An 8,167-nucleotide genomic window follows, 5' to 3' on the forward strand; every position below is an offset into this window, starting at 1 on the left:
GGACAGCGTCACCAGCGCGGTATCCTGCGTTAGCGCCCGCTCGAGTTCCTCAAGGTCGATTTGCCCGTTCCCGTCCACGGCCAGGCGCGTCACGTGGACGCCACGCGATTCAAGATCATCCAGCAGCAAGAGAGTGGCCGGGTGCTCGGTCGTACAGCTGACGACACGAGGCCGGTCACCCGCCAGGGCGAGCGCTCCCAGCACCGCCAGGTGGTTGCTTTCCGTACCTCCGCTGGTAAATACGATTTCGCCCGGCTTTGCGCCCAGCAGTCCCGCTACCTGCGCCCGCGCCCGTGCCAGTTGTTCCTGCACGGCCAGTCCACAGCTGTGTTTGCTTGCCGGATTGCCAGTGGGCCCGTCAAGGCAAGCCAACACTGCATCACGGCACTCCGGGGCAACCGGCGCGCTTGCATTGTTGTCGAGATAGATCTGCTCGTTCATTGCCAGTATGCGTGGTCCGCGTCCAGTGTGAGTTCTTCCAACGCGTCGAACAGGTTTGCAAACTCTTCCCGTAGTTCCCAACAGACGCGCGTGTGATCCTTGCGATAGAGGTGCCAGCGGCGGGACGAGCCAACGTACCGCAACCACGCAATATCAATCACACCGCCATCCGGACGGATTCGACGGGAACAACACGGGCTTACAATCCGGTATCCGTCCCGTGCCGCGCGCACCTCTGGCGTGACATAGCGATAACGGACCCGCCGATCCAGCGCGCGTTCGATCCGTTTTCGGTCGATGTCGTTCGGATGCATTGCCGGGGCCGGGACAGTGGTTCGGTCAACCAGCACGACTTCCGCCGTGTCGCGCTCCAGGCAGGAACGGGCGATGCGCAACTGGCGTCCGCGTACCAGGTCGATCGCGAACTGTTTCAACATCCCGCCCCTTCATTCCGACGCGGTATCCGTGTTCGATGAAATCCACACCGTAGATGTAGAACTGCTGCAGGAACGTACCGATACTGACGACGTATCCCTCGTCTCCCTTGCGCACCAGAATGTCGCCAATCTCCCTGCCGGCGAAGGTACCGTCGTTGCGTACCGTCTTGCGCGATCGCACACGTTCGCCGTATTCGAACGCGGGCGGCCCGTCGAGCTCTACAATGCTACTGTCACGATTGATCTTCATGTCCGTGCTCCTGCCCGATGGGGACGGGGGTGTTGCCCGGCTTCGCCTCACAGGCGTCCAGACGATGGCGCGCCAACTCACGCACCATCGGATCCTCATCCGTCAACATTTCCGGTAGATACGCCTCGGCGATACGTCCCGCGACGGCGTAACGTACGGACCAGTCGGCGTCGTGGCGCAGCTGTTTCAGTTGCTGCGCCGGCAGCCTTTCGACGACCTCCACTCGCACCCGCTCGTCCCTGTCGGCGGCCATGGCAAGCAGGGATTTTTCCCCGATGCGCGTAGCCACCGTCCGGCGCACTTCCGCTTCGGGGTCGTTGATCATGAGCGTCAACAACTGTGGCCTGATACGCCGCGCCACCACCTGCCGCACGTAGTAGTCCGTGTCCCCGATCATCGATATCAGATTGTTCGGGTCGATTCGCAGCGCAACCCGGATGCGCACCTCCCGGTCCGGATCCGTGCGCAGGCGCAGGAGATAGCGCCGCGGCAGTCGCGCCGCCGCGCTCCACCGTACCGTGGCATCGGCGTCATCCAGCATTCGTACGGCGGCAAATACGTCGACATGCTTCGCAGCGATGGCGCGAACCTCGAAATAGGGGTGATCGACATAGTCCCGGGCAATCTCGGGGTTCCAGCGGAAGAAGCGGTCGATGCGCCGGGCATAGCGGTCGGCGACGCAGGCGCGCATGAGCTCGCATTCACCCTTCGCCTGCAGGGACTCGTGGGCGCAGCCACGGCATTCGATGATCTGTCCCTGCCAGTCCCTGGCCTCGTTGATCTCAGTCGTCATCATCCCGTCCCCCGCGGTCCAGTACCTTGATCAGCACCTCCCCGCCAAGCTTGTCGTCCCGGTCCAGTTCCCGCAGCTTCTCCAATGCCTCTCTTCCCGGCTCCAGTTCGCCCAGGCGCATCAACAAATATGCATAACCCTTGAGCGTGAACAGATAGAACCTTGGCAACACGGCGCCCCAGTCACCGAAGCTCGCGTCCTGCGCGCGAACTTCACGCCAATCCGGGGCCAGTCCCAACTCCCGCGCGCCCCAGGCCAGACAGCGTTGCGCCACTTCCAGGGCCTCTGCCAGACGGCCCTTGTAGAAAAAGAACCGGTACCAACCGATCTCCACGGCGATGTGTTCCGGGGCCGCCGCGCGAGCCGCGCGAAGATGCTCTTCCGCGGCCACATCGTCCTGATACGCCAGTCCCGCCAGTTCCAGTTGCCGCTCCGCCTCGGGCGGAAGTCCCTTGCCCAGACAGGCATCCCACACCAGGTCGGCAACTGCGCCGCCGGCCGACACGTCAGTGCTTGCGCGCGATGCTGGCAATATCCACCGCGGTCGTCGCGGTACCGGCCGCGTCCGCACTGCCACACGCGCACGGCGCGGCCTTGGGGTCAACAAAGGTCAGACCGCTGTTCATGGGCGTGTCCACGAAATCCATGGTTACCCCTTCGAGCAGGAGCCGACTTTCCGCGGGCAGGAACAACTTCATGCCGTTGTGCTCCAGCACCGTATCTCCCTCGCGCGGTTCCGGCTCCACCGTGAATTCGGCGGCAAGACCGGAACAGCCACCGGCGGTCATCACCATGCGAAAGCCGTTTCCGTCCCCGCCATTGAAGCGGATCATGCGGCGAATGAATTTCTCCGCCGCCGGTGTGATCGTCAGGTTCATGTTCCCTCCTACACCGCCGCTTCGTAGCGCGGGTAGCTGTTGTCGATGATGCAGGTGTCGTCGACCGGACAAACGGCCACGCACTGCGGATCATCGAAGTAGCCGATGCATTCGGTGCACTTCTCCGGCTTGATGATAAAGGTCCCGTCCTTTTCCCGAATTGCATTGTTCGGGCATTCCGGCTCGCAGGCCGAACAGGCGGTGCATTGCGATGAGACGATCTTGTAAGCCATGACTTGCTCCTCAGGTTTTTCCCGTAAAACGAATTGCTTGCGATGATTTCCGTGCTGTCTTCAGGCGACATACGCGCCCTGGCGAATCGCCGCGTCGCCGCGATCGATGTGCTCGATTTCGCCACTTTGGACACGGCCCAGATAGTCCTTGAACCAGGCGAGCGCCGATTGCTCGATGAACTCGTGGGCATAGCCGTCGACCGGCTCGATTCCCGCCCCTTTGAGTTCGTCTCGCGGACAGCCGCCGATCTTCGCCACGAACACCGCGTGGCAGTCGGAAATGGCGCGAATCACGGTAGGCAGGGCATCTTCGTCGCCATACCCCCCCTGGCAATACAGGTCCACGCGGCGATGGCCCACGAACTTGCTACCCGCCGTACTCAGCTCGTAGATCTGGAATTCCTTGGCATGGCCGAAATGTTCGTTGATCCGTCCGCTGCCCTTTGTCGCTACCGCGACAAGTACGCGAATGTCACTCTGCTCGCCGGCGATCTCTTCCAGCTCGGCCTGCTTGGCGACTACTTTTGCCTCGCGCTCCCTTTCAACAGTCTCCTGGTACTCACGTCGGACCTCGGGGTCATACTGGACATCCATTTCCATGATCTTGTCCGTAGTGAATTCCGCCGAGCGATCCTCGCCCAACAGGCCAACCGCATCGGCACGGCACTGGCGGCAATGGCGCATCATGTTCATTTCGCCCTCGCACTTGTCCTGCAGGGCCTTGAGTTCCTGGGCTGTCGGGCCGCGCTGGCCGTTGAGGCCAAACACCGTGCCGTGCTCCGGGGCCGAGATCAGGGGCATGATGTTGTGCAGGAACGCGCCCCGTGACTTGACCGCCTTGTTGACCTCGACCAGGTGCTCGTCGTTGATCCCCGGAATCATCACCGAGTTGACCTTGCACAGAATGCCGGCCTCGGTCAGCATCTCCAGGCCGCGCAACTGGTGGTCGCTGAGCAGCTTTGCCGCCTCCACGCCCTTGTAGCGCTTGTGCTCGTGGAAGATCCACGGATAGATCTTTGCCCCCACCTCGGGATCGACCATGTTGATGGTGATCGTGACGTGGTCGACGTTGAATTTCTTGATGGTTTCAACATGCTCCGGAAGCGCCAGTCCATTCGTGGACAGGCACAGCTTGATATCCGGGGCCATTTCCGAAATGAGCTCGAAGGTACGGAAGGTCTTCTCCGGGTTCGCCAGCGGATCGCCGGGACCGGCAATGCCCAGCACGGTCATCTGCGGAATCGTCGACGCCACTGCCACCACCTTCTTCGCGGCCTGTTCCGGCGTCAGCTTTTCGCTCACCACGCCGGGACGCGATTCGTTTGCGCAATCGTACTTGCGGTTGCAGTAGTTGCATTGAATATTGCAGGCCGGAGCCACGGCCACGTGCATACGTGCGTAGTGATGGTGGGCTTCTTCGCTGTAGCAGGGATGGTTCTTGACCTTCTCCCAGATTTCCGTCGGCAGATCGCCCTGGCCGGCGGACGAACCACAACTCGCCTTTCCGCTTCCGCCCGACGTGCCACAACCCTTGTGTTCCGCGACCTTCTGCATCAGGTCGTCCAGCGGCTTGGACTGCTCTACCGCTGTTCCCTGCTCATTCGTTTCTTGCATGACGGCTCCTTCATTGTCTGTTCGCGATCACTCAGTCGCATGCGCCCTCTCGTTGGAGACGGCGTTTGATCGTCGTTCAGCAACTTGCGTGCCATCGACAAGAAAGGGAAAAGTCCGCGGTTTTACGCGTTATTGCACGTGTGCGGCTTGTCACGATCACGACACCAACACATGAATGTCGAACGTTTGTCGTGAACCCGACACGCACTGCGGCCGGTGTTTTGCTGCAGAACAGCCGGTGGGAAACCGGAATTCGTGGGAGCGGCTCGCGCCGCGGGATACAGAACGCGCGGACTACAGGCGCTTGACTTCGATATTGTATTTCTTGAGGGCGTAACCGATCTGGCGCGGTGTCAGCTTCAACAGGCGCGCCGCCTTGGCCTGTACCCAACCACACTGCTCCATCGCCCACAACAGACGTTCGCGCTCGGTGGTTGGCGGTGCAACTGCGACTTCGCTCTCTTCCCCACTCAGGGGCGGATAGGAAGGCGCGGAAGGGGCAGCCGGTTCCTCTTCGACCGGATGTACGACCACGTCGGCACGGCGACCGTAACTCTGCAGGATCAGGGAGAAACACTTGCCGTGCTGGCACGGAAGATCCATATCGCCGATTACGTTGCCGCGGGTCATTGTCGCCGACCGCTCCACGCAGTTTTCCAGTTCGCGCACATTGCCGGGCCAATTGCAGGCAAGCATGATCTTGAGGGCCGTGGGCGCGACAGTCAGGTGACGGCTGTTTTCCTTGTTGAACTTGTCCAGGAAGTAATCAATCAGCAGCGGTATATCCTCGCGCCTCTCCCGTAACGAAGGCAGGAAGATGGTTACCACGTTGATACGGTAATACAGGTCCTCGCGGAACTTGCCGGTGGTGACGGCCTCCTCGAGGTTCCGGTTGGTGGCACAAATCAGACGCACGTCCACCTTGATCGGTTTGGTACCGCCAACGCGCTCGAACTCGCGTTCCTGCAGCACACGCAACAACTTGGTCTGGAAGGCCGGCGAGATCTCGCCAATCTCGTCCAGGAACAGGGTCCCGCCATGGGCCAGCTCAAAGCGGCCCTTGCGCTCCTGGGTAGCGCCGGTAAAGGCTCCCTTCTCGTGTCCGAACAACTCCGATTCGAGCAAGGTCTCGCTCAGTGCCGCACAGTTGACGCGCACGAACGGCTTGTCTCGCCGCGGGCTGAGACAGTGGATCGAACGGGCAATCACTTCCTTGCCGGTACCACTTTCGCCGCGAAGAAGAACCGTCGAACGGCCCGGCGCAACCTGATGCACGTCGCCAAATACTTCCTGCATGCGCTTGCTTACGCCAACCACATTCTTCAGGTTGTACTTTCCCTGCAGTTCCTTCTGCAAGCGGCTCTTTTCCTGCATCAGCATTTCACGTTCGACCGCGACATTGTGATGCAGACGTACCGTCTGGCCGATGAGATTGGCGACCATGGACAGGAAGCGCACATCGCGCTCGAAGTTTCGCTTGCCCTTGTCGGGCTCGACATTGCGGTCGATGCTCAGCACACCGACGGTCTTGCGCCCGACCTTGATCGGGACGCCAATGAATGCAATCACCTCGTCACCGCTCATGTCACGGGCACCGGTGCGGTTCAGGAACATCGGCTCCTTGCTGATGTCCGGCACAACCATGGGCACTCCGCTCTTCATGATCCGACCCGTAATGCCTTCGCCGACCCGGTATTGGGTGCGCTGCATCGCCTCCATGGACAGCCCGGAGGCACCGAATACGTGCAATTCATCCGATTCATGCACCAAAGTGACCATGCTGCGGGGCATCTTGAGATAGGACGACAGGACGTTCAGGACCTCGCGCAGGGTTTCGCGCAGATCAAAAGAAGAACTCAGGATCTTGCTGATCTCGTATATTGCTACGAGTTCGAGATTTCCCTGCTGGTCGAGCGGTTTTGTCTTCAACTCTTGCACGCGATCTATTCCCAGTAATTCGGTCAACTTTCCCGGCTCCTTGGTCCACCGGTTCAAACAACTCACGCGGTGCGATCGCCACGATGTATCTACAACCTGGTAATAGCAATATGCATACCAGCAAAACTTAGCGTTTTGCTCGGATGTTCGTAGACCTTGTCCAACCCTGTATCGCAGCACGTGCCTGCCGCTTCGACGCGTTGCATTGCGAACACGACGCGCATCGCTTGCGACGACGCGTGTAGCGAATGCGACAAAGCATACAAATGTGTCCGATAGAAAACCCGTCGCACTTTCGCCTTTCCTCTCAAGTGCAGGAATTATCTGCCAATTTGCAGTTGGCATAGGAGTTGCTCTTTGCTCGCACAAGCGATAACGCAATGCAGATGCGTACGGGAGAAGCAACGTGGAACTGCCGATCTACCTGGATTACTCCGCAACCACTCCAACCGATCCACGAGTTGTGGAAAAGATGTTGCCATGGCTTGGCGCGAACTTCGGCAATCCGGCAAGCCGTTCCCATGCATACGGCTGGAATGCGGACGAAGCGGTGGAAGCTGCACGCGAACAGGTCGCAGCCCTCGTCAATGCCGACCCGCGCGAGATCGTCTGGACTTCGGGAGCAACTGAATCCGACAACCTCGCCATAAAAGGTGCGGCCCATTTTCACCGCAAGCGCGGTTCCCATCTCGTTACCGTCACCACCGAGCACAAGGCCGTCCTCGATACCATGCGCAATCTTGAGCGCGAGGGCTTTACCGTTACCTACCTCGACCCGGAGCCGAATGGCCTGGTCGATCCAGACAAATTCGCAAGCGCGCTTCGTCCCGACACGATCCTCGCCTCGGTCATGCATGTGAACAACGAAATCGGCGTGATCCAGGATATCGCAACGCTGGGGACGATGTGCCGCGACAAGGGCGTTCTGTTCCACGTTGACGCCGCGCAAGCCACCGGCAAGGTTGCCATCAACCTGCAAGAGCTGCCGGTGGATCTCATGTCGTTTTCTGCGCACAAGACCTACGGACCCAAAGGCATCGGCGCGCTGTACGTACAGCGTAAACCGCGTGTGCGCATCGAGGCGCAGACACACGGTGGCGGCCATGAACGCGGAATGCGTTCGGGCACCCTGGCCACGCATCAGATTGTCGGCATGGGGGAAGCCTTTGCCCTAGCCCGCGAGGAAATGGGCGCGGACAACGAGCGCATCCGCGCCATGCGTGACCGACTGCTCCTGGGCCTGGGCGAGATCGACGAGACCTACGTGAACGGCGATCTGGATCGGCGAGTCGCGCACAACCTCAATGTCAGCTTCAACTTCGTCGAGGGCGAATCCTTGATGATGGCGATGAAGGACCTTGCCGTTTCCAGCGGCTCGGCGTGCACCTCCGCCAGCCTGGAGCCCTCCTATGTGCTGCGCGCGCTGGGACGCTCGGACGAACTTGCACACAGCTCGATCCGCTTCACCCTCGGCCGCTTCAGCAGCGAGGCCGAAGTCGATCGCGCCGTGGAACTGGTAAAACAGAACGTGCACAAACTGCGTGAACTGTCCCCGCTCTGGGAAATGCACCAGGACGGAATCG

Annotated in this window: 10 protein-coding genes; 1 reads left to right on the plus strand and 9 read right to left on the minus strand. The window is 60.5% G+C overall.

Features of this window, described 5'->3' with window-relative positions; genetic code table 11:
• The 9 genes from P8X48_11205 to nifA form a co-directional block, all read right to left on the minus strand.
• A partial coding sequence (locus tag P8X48_11205) for an aminotransferase class V-fold PLP-dependent enzyme (protein MEJ2107870.1) occupies positions 1-441 on the minus strand: 441 nt, incomplete at its 3' end.
• Positions 438-878: a hypothetical protein gene (locus P8X48_11210; protein MEJ2107871.1), complete on the minus strand. Its 441-nt coding sequence runs from the start codon at positions 876-878 to the stop codon at positions 438-440. The genes P8X48_11210 and P8X48_11205, both read right to left, overlap by 4 nt.
• Entirely contained in the window at positions 781-1,128 is a 348-nt protein-coding gene (locus P8X48_11215; GenBank protein MEJ2107872.1) for a nitrogen fixation protein NifZ, read from the minus strand. Before P8X48_11215 ends, P8X48_11210 begins: the two co-directional genes overlap by 98 nt.
• The gene (locus P8X48_11220) at positions 1,112-1,924 is read right to left on the minus strand and encodes a 4Fe4S-binding leucine-rich repeat protein (protein ID MEJ2107873.1); all 813 of its coding nucleotides are present in this window, start codon (positions 1,922-1,924) and stop codon (positions 1,112-1,114) included. Before P8X48_11220 ends, P8X48_11215 begins: the two co-directional genes overlap by 17 nt.
• Positions 1,911-2,426 (minus strand): hypothetical protein, encoded by a 516-nt coding sequence (locus tag P8X48_11225; protein ID MEJ2107874.1) that lies wholly within the window; start codon positions 2,424-2,426, stop codon positions 1,911-1,913. Before P8X48_11225 ends, P8X48_11220 begins: the two co-directional genes overlap by 14 nt.
• Before the next feature lies 1 nt (position 2,427).
• Positions 2,428-2,799, minus strand: coding sequence for an iron-sulfur cluster assembly accessory protein (locus P8X48_11230; protein MEJ2107875.1), 372 nt, complete (start codon positions 2,797-2,799; stop codon positions 2,428-2,430).
• 8 nt (positions 2,800-2,807) lie between these two features.
• On the minus strand, positions 2,808-3,032 hold the full coding sequence (locus P8X48_11235; GenBank protein MEJ2107876.1) for a 4Fe-4S binding protein: 225 nt from the start codon (positions 3,030-3,032) through the stop codon (positions 2,808-2,810).
• A 60-nt stretch (positions 3,033-3,092) separates the two neighbouring features.
• Positions 3,093-4,646, minus strand: coding sequence for a nitrogenase cofactor biosynthesis protein NifB (gene nifB / locus P8X48_11240; protein MEJ2107877.1), 1,554 nt, complete (start codon positions 4,644-4,646; stop codon positions 3,093-3,095).
• A 294-nt stretch (positions 4,647-4,940) separates the two neighbouring features.
• Entirely contained in the window at positions 4,941-6,611 is a 1,671-nt protein-coding gene (gene nifA / locus P8X48_11245) for a nif-specific transcriptional activator NifA (GenBank protein MEJ2107878.1), read from the minus strand.
• 379 nt (positions 6,612-6,990) lie between these two features.
• Between nifA and P8X48_11250 the strand changes: the two genes are divergently transcribed.
• Positions 6,991-8,167 (plus strand): IscS subfamily cysteine desulfurase (locus P8X48_11250; GenBank protein MEJ2107879.1); only part of this gene is annotated, 1,177 nt, incomplete at its 3' end.

It is taken from the genome of Acidiferrobacteraceae bacterium (genome assembly GCA_037388825.1).
In the GTDB taxonomy this organism is placed as follows: domain Bacteria; phylum Pseudomonadota; class Gammaproteobacteria; order Acidiferrobacterales; family JAJDNE01; genus JARRJV01.

Coding starts and splice junctions, on each gene's coding strand:
- P8X48_11210 (MEJ2107871.1), bottom strand. CDS start 878: ATGTTGAAACAGTTCGCGATCGACCTGGTACGCGGACGCCAGTTGCGC.
- P8X48_11215 (MEJ2107872.1), bottom strand. CDS start 1,128: ATGAAGATCAATCGTGACAGTAGCATTGTAGAGCTCGACGGGCCGCCC.
- P8X48_11235 (MEJ2107876.1), bottom strand. CDS start 3,032: ATGGCTTACAAGATCGTCTCATCGCAATGCACCGCCTGTTCGGCCTGC.
- P8X48_11230 (MEJ2107875.1), bottom strand. CDS start 2,799: ATGAACCTGACGATCACACCGGCGGCGGAGAAATTCATTCGCCGCATG.
- nifB (MEJ2107877.1), bottom strand. CDS start 4,646: ATGCAAGAAACGAATGAGCAGGGAACAGCGGTAGAGCAGTCCAAGCCG.
- P8X48_11220 (MEJ2107873.1), bottom strand. CDS start 1,924: ATGATGACGACTGAGATCAACGAGGCCAGGGACTGGCAGGGACAGATC.